The following is a 793-nucleotide window of genomic DNA, read 5'->3' as shown; positions in this document are numbered from 1 at the left end:
GGGGCTGTCCCAAAAGTAGTTTTCTACGAGTAGAGACAAACCCTTCTCATTTTCAAAACCGTAAAAAGGTCAAAAGAGCAACATTTCTCCCGTCACTGGAGAAATGTTGCTCTTTGTTTTTGGTCATTTGCAGCTTGCTTCAAGAGATTGTGGGCAAGGCAAAGCCAACCGACCTCAAGCGTCACTTTTTCCATGCCGCGAAGCAGAAAGCGCCGGAAGCCCCGGTTATTTTTCAGTTGTCCAAATACACTTTCTGGTTCCGTCATTCGGCGTACGGCCAGGCCGTAACCTTCCTTACTTCGCAAGATCTCCCGAGCCTGCTTTTGGTAACGCAGTCGTTCCAAACTAACAACCACTTCCCGATCTCCGGCTGCCTTCGTGCAGCGTTCCTTCAGCGGACAGCCCTCGCAGCTCTGACTTCGGTAATGACGTTTGTAAATTTCATATCCACTCTGTGAGACTTCCTTGCTTTCTCTGCGGAAATGCAGCATTTTCCCGGCGAGGCACGTCCAGTTATCCTCAGCTGCATTGTATGTCCAGTTCTCGATTTTACCAACATTCACTTTCCAGGCTTTGCTCTTTTCCTTGTGATAGCTGCCGTACTTCACCACCGCCTGAATCTCTTTCTTTTCCAGATAGGCGTAGTTTTCTTCGCTGCCGTAGCCTGCATCCGCAATGACTGTCTTTGGCAGTTTTCCGAGGATCTGCTGCGCTTTTTCCATATGCGGCTCTAAACAGCGGGTGTCGGTCGGTCTTTGGTGTACACTGTAGGCTAAAATAAACTGGTTTTCGG

At 49.1% G+C, this 793-nt stretch carries 1 protein-coding gene; it reads right to left on the bottom strand.

Annotation, left to right across the window (positions count from 1 at the left end; all coding sequences use genetic code 11):
* Positions 1 to 92 precede the first annotated feature (92 nt).
* Positions 93 to 793, bottom strand: a 701-nt coding sequence (locus A3849_RS03535) for a transposase (RefSeq protein WP_143191725.1), incomplete at its 5' end; no start/stop codon positions are given.

Origin of the sequence: Paenibacillus sp. P46E, from assembly GCF_001909095.1 — a bacterium.
Lineage (GTDB): Bacteria > Bacillota > Bacilli > Paenibacillales > Paenibacillaceae > Paenibacillus_AQ > Paenibacillus_AQ helianthi.
The sequence above is the reverse complement of the archived record's forward strand: the minus strand, read 5'-3'. Positions and strand labels throughout refer to the sequence as shown.